This window comes from Streptomyces niger (genome assembly GCF_000718305.1).
GTDB lineage: Bacteria > Actinomycetota > Actinomycetes > Streptomycetales > Streptomycetaceae > Streptomyces > Streptomyces niger.
In genome coordinates this window covers 335,735-356,673 of record NZ_JOFQ01000011.1, presented here as the reverse complement: position 1 = coordinate 356,673, position 20,939 = coordinate 335,735, and the positions used below count along the sequence as shown (strand labels likewise).

Here is a 20,939-nt window from a genome sequence, read left to right as displayed (position 1 = left end):
AGGCGGAGCCGCTGGCTCCGGATGGGCAAGGGCAGCGTCTGATCAGCGGCGCCGTCGCAGTCCGATCGATCCTCCATGATCCCATGGTGGACGCCACGGCTGCCGGGCGGCTCCCTCGCCGCCGGGGCGGCGGCAGGGCGATGCGCTCGACCTGTGGGACGACGGGAACTCGTGGTTCGTTCCAGGAAGGGAACCAGGTCTAGGTCACAGTTGGACATACACCCGGGGCGGTCGAACGGATGGAGCGGATGGAACGCACGAAGACGGACCTGGCCACCGGCGCGAAGGGCGGCCCGGCGGCCGGAACCGCGGCGAGCGCTGTGGTCGGTTTCACATTCAACGAGGCCGACGAGGAGAAGCGGCGCGGGGTCCGCCGCATGAAGACCCTCGCCACCTGTCTGCTCCTGGCGGTCGCCCTGATCTACGCGCTGGCGAAGTGGGCGGGCGCGGCCGGCGCCGGCGCCTGGGCCGGCTATGTGGCGGCCGCCGCCGAGGCGGGCATGGTCGGCGCCCTCGCGGACTGGTTCGCGGTGACCGCGCTGTTCCGGCGCCCGCTCGGCCTGCCCATCCCGCACACCGCGATCATCCCTACGAAGAAGGACCAGCTCGGGCAGAGCCTCGGCGACTTCGTGGGCGAGAACTTCCTCTCCGGCGAGGTGGTCCGGCAGCGGCTGCGCAAGGTCGGCATCGGCAGCCGGCTCGGCCGCTGGCTCGCCGAGCCCGAGCACGCCGACCGGGTCACCGCAGAGCTGTCCACGGCGCTGCGCGGCGCGCTGACGGTGCTCCGCGACTCCGATGTGCAGGCGGTGGTGGGCGAGGCGATCACCCGCCGCGCCGACGCGCAGGAGATCGCGCCGGGGCTCGGCACGATGCTGGAGAAGATCGTCGCCGACGGCGGCCACACCCGGCTGGTGGACCTGGTCTGCGCCCGGGCGCACGACTGGCTGGTGCTGCACTCCGACTCCGTGATGTCGGCGGTGGCCGGCGGCGCGCCCGGCTGGACCCCGCGCTTCGTGGACCGCAAGGTCGGCGACCGGGTCTACAAGGAACTGCTGCGGTTCGTGACGGAGATGCGGGACATGCCCGAGCATCCGGCGCGCGGCGCGCTGGACCGCTTCCTCACCGACTTCGCCGGCGACCTGCAGTCCGACACGGACACCCGGGCGCGGGTGGAGCGGCTGAAGTCGGAGGTGCTCGGCCGGGGCGAGGTGCAGGACCTGATCGCCTCGGCGTGGGGCTCGGTCCGCGCGATGATGGTGGCCGCCGCCGAGGACGAGCACAGCGAGCTGCGGCAGCGGGCGCGCGGCGCGCTGCTGTCCCTGGGCAAGCGGCTGGCCGCCGACGACCGGCTCCAGGGCAAGGTCGACGGCTGGCTGGAGGGCGCCGCGGTGCACGTCGTGACGACGTACCGCGACGAGATCACCCTGCTGATCACGGACACCGTCGCGAGCTGGGACGCCGAGCACACCTCGAGGAAGATCGAGGCGCACATCGGCCGCGACCTGCAGTTCATCCGCATCAACGGCACGGTCGTGGGTGCGCTGGCGGGCCTGTGCATCTATGCGGTGTCCCGCGCGCTGGGCGGCTGAAACCGGGCCGTTGCTCTGGTGATTGCCGGCCGCGCGCCGTACGGTGCCCCGCGTGCGGAAGCGGATACCGGTGATGGCGCGGCTCGTGTGGACGGCGGCGGAGCTGGCGGTGACGCTCGGCGCCGTCCTGGTCCTGCTGGTGGTCCATCAGCTGTGGTGGACCAACCGGGAGGCGCAGGCGAGCGCCCGGCGGCAGGTGACGGAGCTGGAGCGGGAGTGGCGCGGCACGCCGCCGGCCTTCGAACCGCCGCCGTCGCAGGGCATCCGCACTCACCGCCAGTGGGCGAACGAGGAGTCGCCGTCCGCTGCGCCGGTGCCGGGCCCGCGCCGGGACCTGGCCTACGCCGTGCTGCGCATCCCCCGCCTCGGCGTCACCGTGCCTGTCGCGGAGGGCGTCGGCAAGGCCGGCGTGCTGGACAAGGGGTACGTGGGGCACTACCCGCGGACGGCTCAGCCCGGCCGGGCCGGGAACGTCGCCCTGGCCGGGCACCGCAACACCCACGGTGAGCCGTTCCGCCGCCTGGACCTGCTGCGGCCCGGCGACACCGTACGCATCGACACCGACGACGCGCGTTACACCTACGTCGTGGACCGGACGCTGCCGCAGACCACGCCCGGCGACGGCACGGTGCTCGCCGAGATCCCGCACAGCTCCGTGCATCCCGGCTACCGCTACACCGCGCCCGGTTACTACCTGACGCTCACGACATGCACGCCGGAGTACACCTCGACGTACCGGCTGGTGGTCTGGGCGCGGCTGACCGCGGCGGAGCCGCGTCAGTAGGAGCCGGACGAGCCGTAGGAGCCGGACGAGCCGTAGGAGCTCGATGAGTCGGACGAGTCGGAGGAGCCGGTCGCCGCGGCCGACTTGGTGATCTTCTTGCCGTCCGGGCCGACCGCGAACCAGGTGCCCTTCACGCCCTGGCCGTTGACGTCCCCGGGCTTCTTGTCGCCGGTGAACCAGTACATCGGCCAGCAGTCGACGGCCAGCTGTTTACTGCCGTCGGGGCGCTTGACGGTGGTGATCAGCTTCGCCGGCACCCCCTCGATCTTGCTCTTGTCGGCGGGCTTCGCGGGTTTCCAGGTGTCCAGGCAGGCGCCGGTGCACGCGAACTTCATGGGCCAGGGGTTGTCCTTGGTGAAGCGGTAGAGCGTGCGGCCCTTGCTGTCCACGATGACCTTCCCCAGTTGGGGGTTCTCCGCGACCGAGACGTCGGCCTTTGGCTCGGCGGCCGCCGGCGGCTTCTTCGCCTCCGCCGAGGCCTTGCCGCCGTCCGCGGCCAGCGCGTGCCAGACGCCGCCGACGTCCTGGCCCTTGGTGTCACCGGGCGCGGTGTCCTTGGCGTACCGGTAGACCGGCCAGCCGCCGAGGGTGAGCTGCTTGCTGCCGTCGGACCGGGCCACCGAGCCGAGGTCGGCGGCGTTGATGCCGGTGGTCGCCTTGGCGTCGTCGGCGGGGACCGGGGGCCAGGTCGAGGCGCAGTCGCCGGCGCAGGTGGACTTCGGCGGCTTCGCGGTGTCCTTGTCGAAGCGGTACAGGGTCAGCCCCCCGCTGTCGGTGACGACCTTGCCCAGCCCCGGCGCCTCCTTCAGCGCGAGGGTCTTGGCGGCGGCGCCCATCCCACCGGCCGCGGCGCCGCCGGCCGAGTCGGCGCCGTACCCGCCGTCCTTGCCGGCGCCGGACCCGTAGCCGTTGTCGGAGGTGCCCTGGCCGGCGGGCAGGACCCGGTCACCGCCGGACGCGTAGTCCTTGCCGCCGCAGGCGGTGGTCAGGGCGAGGACGGCGAGCGCGGTGACCGCGAGGCCCACCTGTCGCCGGTTGGCCGAGGCGGCTCGGTTGCTCATGGGAATCTCCTTCGGTGGGGGCGGCGGAGGTGCCGTCGGGACGGGGATACGGACCGGGATACGGGAGGCGGTGGGGCCGCCGTTCAACGCCCGCGAAAGTTGTCACTTCACGACAAAAGGCGTTGCGCTACGGGCAGTACGGAGACGCAGCCGGATCGGCGCACGCCCGTTCGGGGTCACTCGGCGGCGGGCCGGACGCGCAGGGCCAGGGCCGGGCAGCGGCGGACCGCGAGCTGGGCGCGGCGCCGCATCCGGGCGGGCAGCGCCATGGCGGCCTGCTGCGGATAGCCGTCCGGGCCGAGGCGGACGACGCCGGGCGCGAGATCGGCGCAGAGCCCGTGGCCCCGGCAGAGCGTCCAGTCCACGACCAGCTGCGCGGCGGGCGCGGCCGCGCGCACGGGGGACGCGGCGGCGGGCGGCGCCGCGCCCACGGGCAGCGGCAGCGCGCCCAGGACCGGACGACCGCAGCCGCCGCCGTGCGCGTGCGCGGCGAACTCCTCGGGGAAGGCGGCCAGCGCGGAGGCGACGAACCGGGCGGTGCCGTCGGGATGGCCGCACGCGCCGCGCCGCTCCACCGCCCGGGCCCTGGTCCGTACGGCGGCCAGGGCCCGCGCGCCGCCGCCCCGCACCACCGCCGCCAGCGCGTCGGCGAGCGCGGGCAGGCCGAGCACGCACGGGCCGCACTGGCCGGCCGACTCCCCGGCCAGCCAGCGCGCCACCGCCGCGCACTCCCCGGCCGGGCAGGTGCCGGCGGGCAGCGGGAGGAGGGCGCCCGCGCCCAGGACGGCACCGTGCGCGGCGAGCGCGGCGCGGTCCAGGGTGACGGTGCGCGCCGCGGCCGGGGCGAGGAACGTGCCGTGGTAGCCGCCGATCAGGACGCCCTGGCCCGGACCGGTGCCGCAGTGCGCCAGCACCTGGGCGAGGGGCGCGCCGGTGGGGGCTTCCAGGACGTGGCGGCCGGCGACGGTCAGCAGGAGGGTGCCGGGCTCGTCGGGGACGCCGGTGGCGCGGTGGCCGAGCGCGCCCAGCCGGGCGGCGACCGCGAGCTGCGCGTACGTCTCGGTGTTGGACAGCAGGGTGGGCAGCCCGCCGAGGCCGCGCTCGCTGGAGCGGACCTTGCGCCCGGAGGGCAGCCCCGGGCCGCCGTCGAGGCCGTCGACGAGCGCCGAGCCCTCGCCGCCGACGAACCGCTCCGGCAACCGGGCCACGCGTGACCGGAGCGACATGGGGCCGCGTTCGGCGAGCGCCCGGCCGACAGAGTCCGCCACGTCGGCGCGGGTCACCCCGACGGCGACCTCCTGCGCGCCGAGCGCGTGCGCGGCCAGCAGCGCGCCGTCCAGCACCAGGTGGGGCGCGTGGAGCAGCAGCGCGGTGTCCTTCAGGCAGCCCGGCTCGCCCTCGGTGCCGTTGACGACCACGGCGGCCGGGCCGCCCGAGCGGCGCAGCGCTTCCCGTACGGCGGTGACCTTGCGGGCGAAGGGGAAGCCGGCGCCGCCGCGGCCGCGCAGCCCGATGTTCTCGGCGAGCGCCACCAGTTCGCCGGCGGAGAGCACGGGCGCGGTGCCGTGCACGGTCAGGTGCGCCACGCGGTCGAGCCGGGCGGCGCCGTGCGGGGTGGTCACCCCCGCGAGCAGCCGGGGCGGCCACGGGGGCGGGGCCGCGGCGCCGATGACGGGTGCACCACCGTCGTGGCTGGTCGCGCCTCCCTGGCGGAGCCGCACGTCGGCACTCCCGGTGCCCCTTGTCGGCGCCCTCATGGGCGCCCCTCAGGGGCGCGGGGAACCGCGCGACCAGCCGTCGCGGCGCCGCGGTCGGCCAGGGCGCCGGACCGCCCTCCGCCGGGGCCGGCGGGGCGCAGCCGGTACGCGAGGACCAGGGCCGCGGCCGCCACGCACGCGGCGTATCCGGCGGTGACCCAGCCGGCGGCCGGGCGGCCCGCGCGCAGGCCGTGCACGAGCGCCGTGCCCCAGGCGAGGTACGCAGCCATGTGCAGCGCGCGCCACCAGCGGGCCGCGGCCCGGCCGGTGAAGGCGGTGCGTGCCGCGCCGGTCACCGCCACCGCGAGGAACCCGTAGGCGGCCAGCGTGCCCAGGCCGATGAGCGCCGGCCGGACCCCGTCGGCGAAGGGCAGCGCGGCGGCCCGGCCCGTGGTCTGGCCGCGGGCCACCTTCACCCCGATGTGCAGCGCCAGGAAGCCGAGGCCCGCCACGCCGGTGCCGCGGTGCACGGCCTGCGCCAACAGCCGGTGCCCGGAGGACAGCACCCGCCGGTCGGTGGCGGCCAGCCCCCACACCACCGTGCCGGTCAGCGCGACCAGGGCGAGCACCCCGGCGCCGAAGTCCAGGAAGTCGGCGGCCCGTCCCGCGGCGCCGGAGCGGGCGAGGACGGCGAGGAAGAGCAGCAGCGCGGCGGGCAGCGCGGGGCGCAGCGGAAGCCGTCTCCCGGTGCCGGGAGCGGAAGGCGAGCGGCGGCGGGTGCGCGGTGCTGGCGCGGACATCGGGCCTCCACGGAAATCGAGCGGAAGGATGCACAACGCCCCGGAAAGGGCGGTGAATTGCCGTACGTTCCCTCGGCGATGTGTCCGGCAGCATCGCCGACGTGTCCGGGGACTTCCGGGCCTTTAGCGCGCTGTGACAAATTCCTGCACCGGCATCGCCGTCGTACGCGCCGGTGCGGATGATGCCGACTCAGGCACTGCCCCTCAGGCACGACGGCCGTATCCCAGCCGCCCCCAACGGCAGGAACGAGGTAGCGATGTGTGAACTCCTGAACCGCATCTGGTCACGCCCCCGAGGCGAGTGGACCCGGGTTCTGCGAAAGGAACTCCCGTCGCTCGCCGAGAAGATGGTGGAAGAGCTGCGCATCGCTTTTCCCGCCTTTTCCGCCCTTCTCGCGGAAGCACCGAAGGAAGGGGAAGCACAATGGGCCATGGAACAGGCCCTGTTGACCTCGCTCGGTTATCAGGAAAGGACGGAGCGCGAACACCGCCCGGCCGGACTCGTCGTCACGCCGATGCCGGTCTCCCGCGCCCGGCAGGTCCTCTTCGGCGCGCTCGCCGGGCCGCACCCGCTGCCGGCCGCCGCGCTGGCCGAACCCGCCCGGTGCGCCGGCTGGCCCGTACCGGCCTCCCTGCGGGCCGTCGTCCTGGGCTCCGCCGCCGAGGCGCCGCAGCTGGCCGCGGCGCTGGGGGACGCGCTCGTCGGCACCGTCGACGGCGCCACCTGCCTCCTGGTGCCGGACCCGGACCGGCAGACCCGGGCCCGGCTGGAGGCCGCGCTCAAGGGCCGCGCGGCGGCGGTCGGCCATGCCGTACCCGCCGACGACGCGGCGTCCTCGCTGCGCTGGGCGCGTGCGCTGCTGTCCCTCGGGCCGGGGCGCGGCGGCCCCGACATCCGCCCGGCCTTCGTCGACGACCATCTCTCGACGCTGCTGCTCCTGCAGGACGAGTCCCTGATCAGGGCGCTGACCGCACGCTGGCTCGGTCCGCTGGAGGAGCTGACGCCCCGGCAGAGCGAGCGCCTCGAAGAGACGTTGCTGGCCTGGCTGGAGGGCGGTGGCGCGCCGGAGGCGGCCAAGGTGCTCCAGGTGCATCCGCAGACGGTGCGGTACCGCCTGCGGCAGATAGAGAAGCTCTTCGGTCCCGCGCTGCGCGACCCGCGTACCCGCTTCGAGCTGGAGATGGCACTGCGCAGCCGCCGGCTGCTGGCCTGGGTGCGGCGGTTTCGCTCCCGGCCGGGGCGCCGGTCCGGTGCGGTGACCGGCGTCCGGGCCCTGGGGATCGCGAGGGAGGCGCGGGTGAACGGGCTCTGAGTCCGCCGCCCGCCGGGGCGTTCCCGGCGGGCGGCGTCCGTACGGTGGCCCCGGACCGCGCGGGCCCGGGACCACTGCGGGGGCTCAGCGGCAGTCGCGACCGCTGTTGATGCACCGGACGGCCTTGGCCATCAGCCGGTCCGGCATGACGTTGATGAAGTCGCCGTGGTCGGTGACCGGCTTGTGCAGCTGTTCGGGGAAGCTGTCCACCGCGAACTGCTGCCCGTTCGGCACGTCGTAGGTGATCTTCTCCTGCAGCTGCGGAATGGCGCGGAAGCCGGCCGGGCAGGAGCCGTCCTGCTGCGCGAACGCCACGTGCGTACGGTGGTTGGCGCTGTCGGTGTTCTGCCCGTCCCAGCAGCTCTGGAAGTTGAAGGTGCGCACCACGTCGGACCCGTTCGGGCAGATCGGGTACTTGTCCTTCAGCTGCCGGTCCTCGAAGCCCGTGCAGCTCCAGGAGGCGTTGGCGTTGGCCGGGCCGTTGGTGAACGCCTTGGCGTCGCCGGTGATGATGCGCAGGAAGCGCGGCATCGCGGTCACGTCGCCGTCCTGGCTGCCGCTGTAGGTGAGCTTCACCGAGGACGGGGTGAGGACGGAGCCCACGTTGCCGTCGTGGCCCGCGCCCGGCTTGTGCTCGGAGGTGCCGTCCAGGGCGCGCAGCACCGGCCAGTAGTACGTGGACAGGTCGCCGTTGCCGCAGGTGGTGCCGGCGGCGGCCAGGCTCTGGTCGGTGGAGAAGGCGTCGGTGGAGTCGTTGCCGACGTAGTCGTGGGTGTGGTGCGCGCCGTTGCTGACGCCGGGTGTGACGATGACGTTGTCGGAGTTGAAGTGGCCCTCCTTGTTGGTGCCGCACTCCGAGACGAAGGTGCCGGTGGACGCCCCGTCGCCTTGCGGCGGCTGCTGGGCGTTGGGCTGCTGGGAGCGGATGTCGGCGAAGTCGTCGGGCGAGGGACCGCCGACCGGCGGCAGCTGCCCGCCGCCCTGCTGCTGCCCGCCGCCGTCCTGACCGTTGGCACCCTGGCCTCGACCGCCGTTGCCGCCCTGGCCGCCGTCGTTCGCCTGCCCCCCGTCCTGACCCTGGCCTTGGCTCTGTTCCTGCCCCTGGCCCTGTTCCTGCCCCTGGCCCTGTTCCTGCCCCTGGCCCTGGTCCGGCGCCTGGCTCTGGTCCTGGCCCGGTCCGCCGACCGATATCGGCCGGCCGGTGGGCTTCATCCGGCAGCCGCTCATGTTCAGCAGCGCGTCGGGGCGGGGCGCCGACCTGCCGATCGCGTCGGCCATCGCCCCGATCGTCTTCTCCCGCTGCTGCCGCAGCTGCCGCAGCACGGTGTCCGTGCCGCTGCCGCCCGTCGTCATCTTCTCGTACGCCGTCGCCACCTGGCGGTCCAGCGCCGCGAGCCCGCGCGACACCGGGAGCCGCGCACCCCGCGGCACCTGCCGCAGCCGGTCGCCGACGTCCGGGCAGGACACGGTGGCGGCCGCGGCCACCGGGCCGCCGCGCTGCCCCGGGCCGTCCTGGCCCGCCCCGTCCGCCGAGGCGCCGGCGGCGATCAGCGCGGTTCCGCCGCCGCCCAGCAGCAGCGCGGCGGCCGCGACCACCAGCCGGGTGGTCAGGCGCGAGCGTTTATGGGCCTGTGGAGTCATGCGATCACTTCACTTCGTGGGGAGTGGTGGGAAGTGCTGAGCAGAGTGAGGTGGGGGTGCGGCCGCGTGTTCGGGGAAACGTACGGCTGCCGGGGCCGGGCCGCCGCCAGGTTGCCGAAGTCGACCAGGCCGGTACCTTCCAGGACCGTGATGTGGTCCAGGACGACCGCATTCGTACGAGTGGCCAGCCGTCGCACCACCGTGTTGCGGCTCTGCGCCCGGACGAGCGCCACGAGCCCGAAGACCTTGCCGTGCGCGCGGCGCAGCAGCTGGGCGAAGCGCCGGTCGAACTCCTGGCCGTGGGCCGCGTCCAACTGGCCGAGCCAGCCCTGCTGCTGCGCCGTGGGCTCGTCCGGCAGCGCCATGCCCAGGTCACGGGCGGCCTGTACGGAGCGCCGGTCCAGCTCGGTGTGGCCGGCCACGAGGTGGTCGCCCGCGGTCCGTACGGCCTTGCGCGTGCCGCGTTCCCGCGCCTGGCGCCCCGCGGGCAGCTCCCACAGCCCGGCGAGCCGTACCTTGCGCACGAAGTCCCGGTCCAGAGGCGTCAACGGGCCGTACGGGGTGCGGACGGTGCCGCCGCCGTCGTCCTCCCAGCCGGCCGCGGCGGCGGCCACCGAGGTGTTCTGGCCGAAGAGCTGGACGGGCAGCAGCAGGGCGACGAACGTGGCCGCGAGGGCGGCGACGATCAGCCCGGTGGCGAGCGCCCGCGCGTCGGCGGGGCGTTCGGGGGACGACAGGCCTGCGAGGGAACGCACACGACACCTCCCGGTCGGTCCGGCGGGGACGACTGGGACGCTAGGCCGGCAGCGGGCGGCGGAACGCGGGGTCCTCACGCCCGGACAAGAAACGGCCGGAGCGGCGCGGGCGCTGCTACGGTGCGGCGGGGCCCGTGCGCCCCGTCCGGCCCCGCACACCGGCCCGGATCCGCGCACCGGCCCTGCCCCGCACATCGGTCCCGACCCGCACGCGGGCGCCGCTCAGCGGGTGTACAGCGCGTCGATCTCCGCCGCGTACGCCGTCTCGATCGCCTTCCGGCGCAGCTTCAGCGACGGCGTCAGCAGCCCGTCGGCGACGCTGAACTCGCCGGGCAGGATGCGGAACGCGCGGATCGACTCGGCGCGCGAGACCGAGGCGTTGGCGACCGCCACCGCCCGCTGCACCGCCGCCCGCACCCCCTCCTCCGGCGGGTCGCCGGGCCGCGCGTGCTGGTACCCGCCGCGGTAGCGCCGCCAGTGCTCCAGCGCATCGGGGTCCAGGGTGATCAGCGCCGCGACGTAGGGCCGGTTGTCGCCGACCACCAGGCACTGCGAGACCAGCGGATGGGACCGGATCCGCTCCTCCAGCCGCTGCGGCGCGACGCTCTTGCCGCCGCTGGTGATGATGATGTCCTTCTTGCGGCCGGTGATCACGAGGTGGCCGTCCTCGTCCAGCAGCCCGAGGTCGCCGGTGGCCAGCCAGCCGTCGTGCGGCGCGCTGCCCCGCTCGTCGACGTACCCGGTGCACACCACGTCCCCGCGCACCCACACCTCGCCGTCCTCGGCGATCCGTACCGCACAGCCCGGCAGCGGCCGCCCGACCGTGCCGAACCGCACCCGGCCCGGCGGGTGTGCCGTCACCGCGCCGCTGGTCTCGGTGAGCCCGTACCCGTCGTAGATGGTCAGCCCGGCGCCGGCGAAGATTCGTCCGAGGTCCGCGCGGAGCGGCGAGCCGCCCGAGACGGCGGTGCGCACCCGGCCACCCAGCACACCGCGGATCCGCCCGTACACCAGCCGCTCGTACAGCGCGTGGCGGGCGCGCAGAGCAGGCCCCGGACCGTGCCCGCGGCCGCGTTCCTGGCGCTCCACGGCGCGTACGTACGCGAGCGCGGTGTCCGCCGCGGCCTCGAACAGGCGCAGCCGGCCGTTCTCCTCGGCGACCCGGCGCGCGGTGTCGTAGATCTTCTCGAAGACGTAGGGGACGCCGAAGAGGAAGGTGGGCCGGAAGGAGGCGAGCGCGGGCAGCAGGGCCTGCGGCGTCACCTCCGGTTCGTGGCCCAGCAGGATGCCGCCGCGCAGGCAGGCGACCTGGACCATCAGCCCGTAGCTGTGCGCGAGCGGCAGGAACGCCAGGATCGCCGGCTGTTCGCCGGGCGGTCCGGTGAGCCGGCCCCAGCCCGCCAGCAGCGTGTCCGACTCGGCGGCGAGGTTGCCGTGGGTGAGCACGCAGCCGCGGGGCCGCCCGGTGGTGCCGGAGGTCTGGACGACGGCCGCGGTGTCCCGCGGGACGACGGCCCGGCGGAGCCGGTGCACGTCCTCGTCGGCGAGGTGGGCGCCGAGCGCGCCGAGCCGGCCGACGCAGTCCTGGTCCAGCTGCCAGACGCGGCGCAGCCGGACCTGCGCGTCGCAGGCCGACGCCACGGTCATGGCGTGCTGCTCGTTCTCGATGACGACGGTCTCGGCCCGGCTGGCGGCCAGCAGCGCGTGCAGCTGCTCGGTGGAGGAGGTGGGGTAGACCGGTACGAGGTGCGCGCCGATCGACCACACCGCATAGCTGACCAACGTCCACTCGTAGCGGGTGCGCGACATCACCGCGACCCGGTCGCCGGGCCGCACGCCGTCCGCGAGCAGCCCCTTGGCCAGGGCCATCACCTCGGTCCGGAAGGCGGCGGCGGTCACCTGCCGCCAGCGGCCGGGCGCCGCGGGGTCCCGCCGGGCGATCACCGGGAGGGCGGGCACCCGCTCGGCGAGTTCGTGGACGGAGTCGGCGAGGCCGCCCGTACGGGCCGTGGTCACCAGGGCGGGAGTGCTGATCTCGCGCACCACACCTCCCCGTTCCACCCCGGACGAAATGACCGGTGGCAGCGGGCAAGTTACCCGCTGGTGACCCTGACTGCACAGATCTGTGGTTACTCTTGAGCGGAAGAGGACAAATGCGAGCGGGAGAGGAGACACGCGTGTACCGCATCGCCGATGCCTGGCGGCTGTACGTCGGCGCGCTCCTGTTCCTGCTCGCCGGTGTGCTGCTCGCGCAGAGCGGGCTGGCCACGGCGCTGACCGCGGCCGCGACCACCGCCGCCGTCCTCCTCCTCAGCCGCGCCGTGCTCGTCGCGACGCTGGCCCGCCCCGATCCGCCGCACCGGGTGCGCACCGCCATCCGGGACCGGGAACGCCGTACGGCCTTCCTGCCGCAGCGTGACCCCGACGCCGCCGGCCGGCCGCGGCCGAGGGCACCGGGTCGCCGTCTCCCGACGGCCGCGTAGGCGCCCCCGGAGGCGCTGCTCCTCCTCGCCCCGCACGGGGCCCGTCCGCGCTCCCGCGCGTCCACGGGCCTGCCCGCGTGGCTCGTCACGCCGAGAACCGCTCGCTTCTTCCCGGCATTCCGACGTGCCTTCCCGGCATGTCGACGAGACCCACGGAGGGCTCACCCATGTCCGTCTTCGCCACGCTCGGCGCCGCGCTCGGCCACCTCGCCGACGTCCTCGCCCCGCTCTTCGGCGCCTCGGCGACCGCCGCCGCCATCGTCCTGTGCACCCTCGCCGTGCGCACCGCCCTGCACCCGCTCGCCCGGGCCGCCGTACGGGGAGAGAAGTCCCGGGCAGCGCTCGCTCCGCAGATGGCCGAGATACGCCGCCGGCACGCCAAGGACCCCGAGCGGATGCAGCGCGAGCTGGCGGACCTCTACCGGACCGCGGGCTCCTCACCGCTGGCCGGCTGCCTGCCCATGCTGCTCCAGCTGCCGGTCTTCTTCCTGATGTACCACCTCTTCACCTCGCCCCGCTCCGGGCTGCTGGGCGAGCGGCTGCTGGGCGCCCCGCTCGGCGGCCGCTGGGCCGACGCGCTCGCCGACGGCGGCCCGTTCGGTCCGCACGGTCTGGTGTACGCGGCCCTCTTCGCGCTGGTCGCGGCGGTGGCGACGGTGAACTACCGGCGGACGCGCCGGGCGACGGCGGCGGCCCGGTCCGCCGCCACGGAGGAGCCGGTGCCCGGCATGGCCGCGGTGACCAAGCTGGCGCCGCTGCTGTCCTTCGCCACCCTGATCACGGTGGCCGTCGTCCCGCTGGCCGCGGGCCTCTACGTCGTCACGTCCACGGCCTGGACGGTGTGCGAGCGGGCGCTGCTGACGCGCGACCGGGAGCCGCTGACGCGCGACCGGGCGCCGGCCGCCGGGGTCGGCCGGCCGGTCACCGGCGCCGAGTCCGCCCCCACTACTGCCGAGTAAAGGTCCAGTACGTGAACGGGGTCTTGCGGGCGGGACCTCATTCTTGGACGATCATCCGAATCGCTCGATGGCCGCACCCATCGGCCGGCCCGGGAGACCCTCCCGGGCCGACCCTTCGCACACGACCACGGGAGTTGAATCGATGAAGCTGCTGCGTGTCGGACCGGTGGGGGCGGAACGCCCGGCGCTGCTCGACGAGTCGGGAACCCTGCGTGACCTGTCGGAACTGGTGCCGGACATCGACGGGTCACTGCTCGCCGACGAGACCGCGCTGACCCGCATCCGGGAGGCGGCCACCTCCGGCGCGCTGCCCGCACTGGACCCGGCCGGACTGCGCACGGGCGCACCGCTCGCCCGCATCGGCAAGGTCGTGTGCATCGGGCTGAACTACCACGACCACGCCCGGGAGACCGGGGCGGCCATCCCCGCCGAGCCGATCGTCTTCATGAAGGCCCCCGACACGGTGGTCGGCCCGGACGACACCGTGCTCGTCCCGCGCGGCAGCGTGAAGACCGACTGGGAGGTCGAACTGGCCGTCGTCATCGGCCGTACGGCCCGCTACCTGGACAGCGACGAGCAGGCCCTCGCCGCCGTCGCGGGCTACACCATCGCCCACGACGTCTCGGAGCGGGAGTTCCAGATCGAACGCGGCGGCCAGTGGGACAAGGGCAAGAACTGCGAGACGTTCAACCCGCTGGGCCCCTGGCTGGTCACCGCCGACGAGGTCCCCGACCCGCAGGCCCTCGGCGTCCGCCTCTGGGTCAACGGCGAGCTGAAGCAGGACGGCACCACGGCCGAGCAGATCTTCCCGGTCGCCGAAGTGGTCCGCTACCTCAGCCACTTCATGACCCTCCACCCCGGCGACATCATCAACACCGGCACCCCGGCCGGCGTCGCCATGGGCCACCCCGACCCCAAGCCCTACCTCCGCGCCGGCGACGTGGTCGAGCTGGAAATCGACGGCCTGGGCCGACAACGACAGGAACTGAAGAACGCCTGAGCCTGCCGACCGCGGCGGCCCGACCCGACCGGTTTCGTGGGGAAGGTCGAGCCGAGTCACTCGGTATGAGTGCTGAGCTGACGTACTCATGTTTCTCTTGGCCCTGCCCCCTAAAATCCATCTCTGATCAACAGAGTGATGCATCGGGGGGCAGGGTGTCCTGGGACGAAGAGTGGGCCGCGCTAAAGCAACAGGCCTCCGGAGGCGGCGAGATGCAGCTCGCCGGCGCCGACGGGGGCGGCTGGAGTACCGCTTCGGAGGGTGCCGGGGGCGGCCTGAAGTCCAAGAAGTCCGCGTGGACAAAGGCCGGGCGCGACGTCCTGGCGCTCAGCGGGGACATCAAAAAGGCGCTGGCCCGCATGGAACGGGAGCAGAAAGGCCTGGGCGCGGGCTCCGACACCGGCGGCAGCGGTGTGGAGTGCGGGGCGGCGCAGCGGGAGCTGTACCACTCCTGGAAGCGCTATTTGGAAGACGTCAGCGGTCGGTGCCGCACGCTCCAGGACCGGCTGGAAAATGCCGGTGACCACCTCGACAAGAACGACGACTCGGTCAAGAGCTCGTTCGACGCTCTGTCCCACCGGTACGACGACACCGACGCCGTCGGTGGTGGCCGGTACCGGGGGAAGTGAACCGAGCCGTGGACTACCCGACGCTCAAACATCTCAAGACGTCCGAGTTCGAGGACGCCGCCAGGGGATACCAAGCAGCGAGCGACATGGCGAGCAGCGCCAAGGACGCCATCGAGCAGCGGATCGCCGTCAAGATGCGGCAGTCGCTGGACGGCGCGGCCGTGACCGCGGCGGTCGAACAACTCCAGAAGCTCGCGGAGAACTTCCACTACAGCCAGGTGGAATGCGGAGTCATCAGCACGTCGCTCCGCGCACTTGCCGCGGACCTGCAAGCGGCCAAGAAGAAACTCGACGCGGCGGTGGCGGACGCCGAGGCCGAGAAATTCACGGTGGAGAACGACGGCTCGGTCACCTACCCGGCGGGAGGCGAGAAGCAGGACGGCAAGACGCCGCACGGTGGGACGGCCCGGGGCACGACGGACAAGACGGCGCAGGGAGTCAATCGCCAGGCCGCCGGCTTCGACCCCAACCCGAACTACGCCCGCGCGCAGGCGTATGCCGACCGTATCGCCGCTGCTCTCAAGGAGGCGACGGAGACCGATGAGAAGTGGGCCCCGAAGCTCCGCAAGCTGAAGGCCGACGACGACCTGACCGTCTCCGCCAAGGACTGGGCGGACGTACAGAAGGACACCCGCAGCGCTCTCAAGGGGGCCGAGCACTACCTGGACGACATCAAGGCGCCACCGAAGGGTAATGACCCGGAGAGCAACGCGAAGTGGTGGAACGGCCTTTCCGACGACGAGAAGGCCGCCTACGTCTCCATGCACCCCGCGAGCGTCGGCGCACTGGACGGCCTCCCGGCCGACGTCCGCGACGAGGCCAATCGCGCGGTGCTTTCCGAGAAGCAGGGCCAGTACCAGACCCAGTTGGACGCCATCCTCGCCAGAGAGCCTGCGAAGTACTCGTATTCAGGGGTGCACGGCGCCCGGCGGGTCAACACGCAGTGGAAGGAGTGGAACGAGGAGAAGGAGCGGGTGGCGGGGAGGGTGCACGGCATGCAGGCCATCCAGGACCGCTTCGACCGGACGGGCGAGCGCGGTCTGCCTGAGGCGTACCTCTTGGGTTTTGATCCGGATGGCAGAGGCAACGGAAAAGTTATCCTGGCCAATGGGAATCCCGATACGGCTGACCACACGGCCATCTATGTCCCTGGCACCACGACGGATATCTCGACCATCGGTGACGACGTCGGCGAAACGCCCTCAGACCTGCACCGCAGTGAGTACTTGTGGGGCGAGAGCAGCAAGATGGCTCCGGGCGAGAAAGTGTCCACCATCACCTGGATGGACTATGACGCTCCGGACACCATTCCGGAGGCCACGAGCGACTCGTACGCCCGCCGGGGTGCTCCCGGCCTGCACGAATTTCTCGAAGGCAGCAGAACGGCCCACGAGTACGCGACCGGGAGTGCCGGCCACACCACTGTCATGGGGCACAGCTACGGCAGCACGCTCATCGGTGATACGGCGAAAATCTCCGTCAAGGGCGGCACATCTCTTCCTATGGACGACGTCATGGTGGCGGGTAGCCCGGGGATGCAGGCGGCCAAGGCTTCCGACCTCAACATCGACCCCAAGCACATGTGGGCGATGGGGGGCAATTGGGACGACTGGGGTGTGCGAAAGGGAGGCGATCTCGTCGGCCTGGGAGGTGACGGAAACATTCCCACCGACCCCGAGTTCGGTGGAAACATCATGAAGAGTGACGCAGGGAGTCACGGGGCGTTCTGGGACCAGGGCTCGACCAGTCTGCGGAATCAGGCCGCAGTTGTCACCGGCAAATACGATCAGGTGGTGCATGACTAAGCGAAGTTTCATGGCGGTGCATGTCGTGCTGGCGTGCGTTCTCTTGGCGGGATGCTCGAAAAATATGAATGAAGATGATCTGCGAGTGCGCAGTTCCGACAAGGTTGCTGACGAGACGGAAAAGGCGTCCAGTGAGATCCTGGATCTCGCCGGCGTGAAGGGGAAGGTGACGGAGTCGGGTGCATTCGCGATGCCGTGTGCGGGGTACTCCTCGGAGAAGGTATACCGGGCGCACCACCCTTGGAGCCTCTACGGCCTCCCGTTCGAGGAGCTGAAGAAGGCATTCGGTCGATTGAGGGACGGTCTTCCCGGTCACGGCTGGAAAATCGTGAAGGACGGTCCCGATGGCAGTCCCTCGAAAGCGCCGCAGATTATTGCGAACCACAAGGGGGGCGATTTCTCCGTGGACATCAGGCTGCACGACGAGAGCAAGCGCAGCGGCAAGACTTCACTGCTGGAGGTCACCGTCGAATCGGCCTGCTTCAAGAAGCAGGCCGATTGAGCGCGCCCGCGGTGACGAGTGTCCGGTAGCCGTCAGCTCTTCGGGGTCAGGGCCACCCAGGCCGGGCCCTTGGGGAAGGGGAGGTGGTTGCCGTCGGGGGTGGTGAAGGTGGTGCCGCCGTCCGCGGCGGGGCGGGACCAGTGGGCCTCGTATTTCTTGCCGTTGCGGAGGACGAGGGCGTCGCCCGAGCCGACGGTCTCCGTGTAGGGGGTGACGCTGCCCCACTTGTCGTGGAGGCGGGAGGAGCGGACGGTCACGTACTGGACGATCACCGTGGCGACGCCGAGTTGGCCGCCCCCGGTGGTGCGGAAGGGCGTCCCGTCCATCGAGACCAGCCAGCGGTTCCGGGATTCGGACCAGGTGAAGGCGAAACGGGCCGCCGGGTAGTGGACGTCCTGCTCGCTCGTGCGGGTGCCGCCGGCGGGCGCGGAGCCGAAGCGGAAGCCGATGTCGGCCGGGGCCGAGGCGCCGGGGGCGGCTTCCAGGGCGCGGGCCGGGCGGAGGTAGAGGTTGTGCGGCGCGGCGCGGTCCGGGCTGCGGACGTACGCGTCGGGCGCCTTGCCCGGCGGCAGGGCGTCGATCGGCGCCGACTCCAGGGTGGGGCGGAGCTTGGCCTGCGCGCCGGAGTAGGCCAGCGCGGGATGGCCGAACTGGCGGAGCAGTTCGAGGTCGGACTCGCGGGCGCTGCGGACCGGGCCCACCCGGTCGGGGAGGTGGGCGGCGAAGACGGCCAGTATGCGGGACAGGCCCGCCTCCACCTGCTCGGTGTAGAGGATGTCGGCGTGCTCCAGGCCGGTCTGCGGGCGGGCGGCCGAGACGTTGTCGATCTTCACGGCCAGTACCTTGTCGCCCGCGCCGTCCTCGCCGGTGAACGGTGACCGCCCGGCCCCGCCCGACTGGCACCCCGCCACCAGCGGCGTCAGCCCGGCGGCCAGGCCCGTCGCCAGGACGGTGCGCCGCGATGGTCCGGTCCAGCCCGCCCCGCCCGTCAGTGCCATGGGGGTACCGCCTCTCTCTCGCCGGTTCCCCCACAGCTTTCCCGTATTTCCGGGCGGGGCGCACGCTTTGCGTCAGGCAGGGCGCAGGTATTGCTCCAACGCCTCGACGACGAGGGCGTGATCGTCGGCCTGGGGGAGGCCGGAGACGGCCACCGCGCCGACGACGCCGGTGCCGCGGAGGCGGACGGGGAAGGCGCCGCCGTGCGCGGCATAGCGGTCGGGGTCGAGGCGGGAGGAGTCCTCGAAGGTCCGGCCCTTGGCCCGGAACCGGGCGCCGACCAGGAACGACGCCTCGCCGTACCGTTCCACCACCCGGCACTTGCGGTCCAGCCAGGCGTCGTTGTCGGCGCTGGTGCCGGGCAGCGCGCAGTGGAAGAGGCGCTGGGCGCCGCGCCGGATGCCGACCGTCACGGCAGCGTTCCGCTCGCGGGCCAGCTCGACGAGGAGGGTGCCGAGCGCCCAGGCGTCGTCGTTGCCGAAGCGGTCGAAGACCAGGCGGCGTTCCTGCTCTTCGAGGGTGGCGACGAGGGCCTGGGTGTCGTCGGCGGCGGTCATCGGGCGGCCCCCGTGCGGGCGTTCTCGATCCGGACCGTGCGGCCCTCGGCGGCCGAGAGCTTCGCGGCCTCCAGGACACGCAGCGCGGCGGCCGCCTCCAGGGCGGTGACCGGCGGCTCGCCACCCGTACGCAGCGCTTCGGCGATGGCGGCGTAGTACGCGGGGTAGTCGCCCGGCAGAGTGGGGACGGGCTCGCCGCCGCCGGTCTGCGGGGACTCCCCGGCGCCGATGCGGCCCCAGGCGGACTCCGGCTCCACGCCCCAGTCGCCGTCGCCGCCGGGCCGCAGGCCCTCGCGCAGCGCCGCCTCCTGCGGGTCCAGGCCGTACTTCACGTAACCGGCCTCGCTGCCGAGCACCCGGAAGCGCGGGCCGAGCTGCGCGGTGGTGGCGCTGACCCACAGGTGGGAGCGGACGCCGCTCGCGTGCGTGAGGGCGATGAAGGTGTCGTCGTCGGCCTCGGCGCCGGGGCGGCGCACGTCGGACTCCGCGTACACCGAGACGGCCGGGCCGAAGAGGGCGAGGGCCTGGTCGGCGACGTGGCTGCCCAGGTCGTACAGCAGCCCGCCGATCTCGGCCGGGTCGCCGGACTCGCGCCAGCCGCCCTTGGGCTTGGGCCGCCAGCGCTCGAACCGCGACTCGAAGCGCCACACCTCGCCGAGGGCACCCTCCTCGACCAGCTTGCGCAGGGTGAGGAAGTCGTTGTCCCAGCGGCGGTTCTGGAAGACGGACAGGAGCAGGCCGCGGTCGGCGGCCAGGGCGGCGAGCTGCTCGGCCTCGGCGGCGGTGGCGGCGAGCGGCTTGTCGACGACGACCGGGAGGCCGGCCTCCAGCGCCGCGGTGGCGAGCGGGACGTGGGTCTTGTTGGGGGAGGCGAGGACGATCAGGTCCAGCTCGGCCGCGCGGGCCAGCACCTCGTCGGGCGTGCCGACCGTGCGCACCTGCGGGTGCTCGGCGCGGGCCTGTGCCTGCCGGTCGGCGCTGGAGGTGGAGACCGTGTCGAGGACCAGGCCCTCGGTCGCGGCGATCATCGGCGCGTGGAAGACGGAGCCGGCCAGGCCGTAACCGATGAGGCCGACGCGGAGGGGGCTGCCGGGGGATGCGGTACCGGTGGAGTCGCTCGGGCTGCTCATGACCCCCACTTAAGCAACGCTGTTGCCAAAGTGCAAGCGATGCCCACAATGGAGGGGTGAGCAGCGAGAACCCTCCCCCTTCCGGCCGCCCCGTTTCCGACGGACCGGCCCGCTACGCGTCCGGCGCCAACCTGCCCCTGCTCCGCGGGCACAACGCGGCCGTGCTGCTCGAACTGCTGCGCGCCGCGGGCGAGGGCGGCGTCAGCCGGCTGGAGCTGGCCGAGCGCAGCGGGCTCACCCCGCAGGCGGTCAGCAAGATCACCGCACGGCTGCGGGAGGACGGGCTCGCCGCCGAGGCCGGCCGGCGCGCCTCCACCGGCGGCAAGCCCCGTACGGTCCTGCGGCTGGTCCCCGGCGCGCGGCACGCGATCGGGCTGCACCTGGACCGGGACGAGAGCGTCACCGTCCTCGCCGACCTGGCGGGCGAACCGGTCGCGGTCCGCCGCGCGCCGCTGGACCTGGGCGCCGGCGCCCCCGAGGTGCTGGCTGCGGCAGCGGCGCAGGTCGCCGAGGTGCGCGCCGCGGCGCCTGAGGCGCAGGTGATCGGCGCGGGCGTCGCCTGCCCCGGCCCGCTGGACCACCGCACCGGTGTCCTGCACCGGGTCACCGGCCTGCCGCAGTGGGACGGCTACCCGCTCCGCGCCGCGCTCGCCGAACAGCTCGGCCTGCCGGTCGTACTCGACAAGGACACCAACGCGGCAGCACACGGCCTGGCGCAGCACGCGCGCGGCGCCGGCTCGTTCGGCTACCTGCACCTGGGCACGGGGCTGGGCGCCGGGCTCGTGCTCGGCGGGGCCGTGCACCGCGGGGCCAGGACCGGCGCGGGCGAGTTCGGGCACCAGGTGGTGCAGCTGGACGGGCCGCCGTGCGGCTGCGGCAAGCGCGGCTGCATCGAGGCGCTCTGCCTGGCCGCGGTGGCGGCGGGCGACCCGGCGGAGGCGGCCCGCGTGCTGGGCGTCGGCGCCGCCAATCTTGTCGAGCTGCTGGACGTCGACCGGGTCCTGCTCGGCGGCCGTACGGTGCTGGGCGACCCCGATACGTACGTACGCGGGGTCGCCGCCTCGCTCGACGGCCAGCTGCGGGCGCGCGGCTCCGGCGGCGCTCGCTCCGTACCGGTCATGGCCGCGCCCGGCGGCCCGGACGCGGTGGCGCTCGGCGCCGCCCACCTGGTCCTGGCCTCTCTCTTCGGCGCGCCGCAGGGCCCGTTCGCGGGGCCGCCGCCGGTGATCTGACCGGCG

General features: G+C 73.6%; 19 protein-coding genes. 10 read left to right on the top strand and 9 right to left on the bottom strand.

Annotated elements, in window-relative coordinates:
- The first annotated feature begins 239 nt into the window (after nucleotides 1-239).
- Nucleotides 240-1,589: a DUF445 domain-containing protein gene (locus IF20_RS22525; protein WP_052867052.1), complete on the top strand. Its 1,350-nt coding sequence runs from the start codon at nucleotides 240-242 to the stop codon at nucleotides 1,587-1,589.
- Between the two features lie 73 nt (nucleotides 1,590-1,662).
- On the top strand, nucleotides 1,663-2,373 hold the full coding sequence (locus tag IF20_RS22520) for a class E sortase (RefSeq protein WP_052867051.1): 711 nt from the start codon (nucleotides 1,663-1,665) through the stop codon (nucleotides 2,371-2,373).
- Here IF20_RS22520 and IF20_RS22515 read toward each other — a convergent pair.
- The 3 genes from IF20_RS22515 to IF20_RS22505 all read right to left on the bottom strand — a co-directional run bounded on the left by IF20_RS22515 (nucleotide 2,367) and on the right by IF20_RS22505 (nucleotide 5,931).
- Complete coding sequence (locus IF20_RS22515) at nucleotides 2,367-3,434, bottom strand: SCO0930 family lipoprotein (RefSeq protein WP_110944429.1); 1,068 nt, start codon at nucleotides 3,432-3,434, stop codon at nucleotides 2,367-2,369. The two genes, IF20_RS22520 and IF20_RS22515, sit on opposite strands and share 7 nt — an antisense overlap.
- Nucleotides 3,435-3,610: 176 nt before the next feature.
- Nucleotides 3,611-5,155 (bottom strand): NADH-ubiquinone oxidoreductase-F iron-sulfur binding region domain-containing protein, encoded by a 1,545-nt coding sequence (locus IF20_RS22510; RefSeq protein ID WP_324605587.1) that lies wholly within the window; start codon nucleotides 5,153-5,155, stop codon nucleotides 3,611-3,613.
- Nucleotides 5,156-5,187: 32 nt separating this feature from the next.
- On the bottom strand, nucleotides 5,188-5,931 hold the full coding sequence (locus IF20_RS22505) for a hypothetical protein (RefSeq protein ID WP_234426772.1): 744 nt from the start codon (nucleotides 5,929-5,931) through the stop codon (nucleotides 5,188-5,190).
- Between the two features lie 257 nt (nucleotides 5,932-6,188).
- Between IF20_RS22505 and IF20_RS22500 the strand changes: the two genes are divergently transcribed.
- Entirely contained in the window at nucleotides 6,189-7,244 is a 1,056-nt protein-coding gene (locus tag IF20_RS22500) for a PucR family transcriptional regulator (protein ID WP_052867050.1), read from the top strand.
- Nucleotides 7,245-7,328: 84 nt separating this feature from the next.
- Here IF20_RS22500 and IF20_RS22495 read toward each other — a convergent pair whose 3' ends face one another.
- From IF20_RS22495 to IF20_RS22485, 3 genes are all read right to left on the bottom strand, one after another.
- Nucleotides 7,329-8,885 carry a DUF1996 domain-containing protein gene (locus IF20_RS22495; RefSeq protein WP_052867049.1) on the bottom strand — a complete coding sequence of 519 codons (1,557 nt, stop codon included), beginning with the start codon at nucleotides 8,883-8,885 and terminating at the stop codon, nucleotides 7,329-7,331.
- Nucleotides 8,882-9,640 (bottom strand): DUF4142 domain-containing protein, encoded by a 759-nt coding sequence (locus IF20_RS22490; RefSeq protein ID WP_234426771.1) that lies wholly within the window; start codon nucleotides 9,638-9,640, stop codon nucleotides 8,882-8,884. Before IF20_RS22490 ends, IF20_RS22495 begins: the two co-directional genes overlap by 4 nt.
- Before the next feature lie 222 nt (nucleotides 9,641-9,862).
- The gene (locus IF20_RS22485) at nucleotides 9,863-11,683 is read right to left on the bottom strand and encodes an AMP-dependent synthetase/ligase (protein ID WP_052867175.1); all 1,821 of its coding nucleotides are present in this window, start codon (nucleotides 11,681-11,683) and stop codon (nucleotides 9,863-9,865) included.
- Nucleotides 11,684-11,817: 134 nt separating this feature from the next.
- On the opposite strand from IF20_RS22485, the gene IF20_RS22480 reads away from it, so the two are divergent.
- From IF20_RS22480 to IF20_RS22455, 6 genes are all read left to right on the top strand, one after another.
- Complete coding sequence (locus IF20_RS22480) at nucleotides 11,818-12,123, top strand: DUF6412 domain-containing protein (RefSeq protein ID WP_052867048.1); 306 nt, start codon at nucleotides 11,818-11,820, stop codon at nucleotides 12,121-12,123.
- A gap of 167 nt (nucleotides 12,124-12,290) precedes the next feature.
- Nucleotides 12,291-13,082 carry a YidC/Oxa1 family membrane protein insertase gene (locus IF20_RS22475; RefSeq protein WP_110944426.1) on the top strand — a complete coding sequence of 264 codons (792 nt, stop codon included), beginning with the start codon at nucleotides 12,291-12,293 and terminating at the stop codon, nucleotides 13,080-13,082.
- Between the two features lie 142 nt (nucleotides 13,083-13,224).
- Nucleotides 13,225-14,082 (top strand): fumarylacetoacetate hydrolase family protein, encoded by an 858-nt coding sequence (locus tag IF20_RS22470; RefSeq protein ID WP_052867047.1) that lies wholly within the window; start codon nucleotides 13,225-13,227, stop codon nucleotides 14,080-14,082.
- Nucleotides 14,083-14,294: 212 nt separating this feature from the next.
- A complete protein-coding gene (locus tag IF20_RS22465) occupies nucleotides 14,295-14,711 on the top strand; it encodes a hypothetical protein (protein WP_110944425.1) in 417 nt (138 codons plus the stop codon).
- An 8-nt stretch (nucleotides 14,712-14,719) separates the two neighbouring features.
- The gene (locus IF20_RS22460; RefSeq protein ID WP_052867046.1) at nucleotides 14,720-16,516 is read left to right on the top strand and encodes an alpha/beta hydrolase; all 1,797 of its coding nucleotides are present in this window, start codon (nucleotides 14,720-14,722) and stop codon (nucleotides 16,514-16,516) included.
- The gene (locus tag IF20_RS22455; RefSeq protein WP_234426770.1) at nucleotides 16,509-17,018 is read left to right on the top strand and encodes a hypothetical protein; all 510 of its coding nucleotides are present in this window, start codon (nucleotides 16,509-16,511) and stop codon (nucleotides 17,016-17,018) included. Before IF20_RS22460 ends, IF20_RS22455 begins: the two co-directional genes overlap by 8 nt.
- Nucleotides 17,019-17,050: 32 nt before the next feature.
- Here IF20_RS22455 and IF20_RS22450 read toward each other — a convergent pair whose 3' ends face one another.
- The 3 genes from IF20_RS22450 to IF20_RS22440 form a co-directional block, all read right to left on the bottom strand.
- Nucleotides 17,051-18,016 carry a DUF3048 domain-containing protein gene (locus IF20_RS22450; protein ID WP_052867045.1) on the bottom strand — a complete coding sequence of 322 codons (966 nt, stop codon included), beginning with the start codon at nucleotides 18,014-18,016 and terminating at the stop codon, nucleotides 17,051-17,053.
- 72 nt (nucleotides 18,017-18,088) lie between these two features.
- On the bottom strand, nucleotides 18,089-18,571 hold the full coding sequence (locus IF20_RS22445; protein ID WP_052867044.1) for a heme-degrading domain-containing protein: 483 nt from the start codon (nucleotides 18,569-18,571) through the stop codon (nucleotides 18,089-18,091).
- Nucleotides 18,568-19,701 carry a Gfo/Idh/MocA family oxidoreductase gene (locus tag IF20_RS22440; protein ID WP_052867043.1) on the bottom strand — a complete coding sequence of 378 codons (1,134 nt, stop codon included), beginning with the start codon at nucleotides 19,699-19,701 and terminating at the stop codon, nucleotides 18,568-18,570. The genes IF20_RS22445 and IF20_RS22440 overlap by 4 nt, the downstream gene beginning before the upstream one ends.
- Nucleotides 19,702-19,757: 56 nt before the next feature.
- Between IF20_RS22440 and IF20_RS22435 the strand changes: the two genes are divergently transcribed.
- Complete coding sequence (locus IF20_RS22435) at nucleotides 19,758-20,933, top strand: ROK family transcriptional regulator (protein ID WP_110944424.1); 1,176 nt, start codon at nucleotides 19,758-19,760, stop codon at nucleotides 20,931-20,933.
- Nucleotides 20,934-20,939: the final 6 nt, after the last annotated feature.